1 protein-coding gene is annotated in these 208 nt (G+C 39.4%); it reads right to left on the bottom strand.

All coding sequences use genetic code 11. The features are described 5' to 3' along the window. Positions 1-208: hypothetical protein (locus MRS74_RS23925; protein WP_254582775.1), on the bottom strand; the 208-nt coding region annotated here is incomplete at both ends.

The raw sequence follows: 208 nt of genomic DNA, 5'->3' as shown, positions 1-208 counted from the left end.
CGACGCGATAATGCTGCCTGTAATATAAAGAGCTATATACAGCGAAGAACGTGGTCCCAAGATGGTAAGCGTCGGTGAAATCGACTCCTTAAATTTCTGCCAATTCTGCTTTCTCACCAAAGATTTAACGTTAATAGCATTTAAGTTCTCCGCTTCAGCTTCTTCTATATTGAAAAACTGATCGACTTTTTTGACTTTAGAGTCTCTC

Source organism: Marinobacterium sedimentorum, assembly GCF_024267675.1.
GTDB lineage: Bacteria > Pseudomonadota > Gammaproteobacteria > Pseudomonadales > Balneatricaceae > Marinobacterium_A > Marinobacterium_A sedimentorum.
This window is presented reverse-complemented; position numbering and strand designations above follow the sequence as displayed.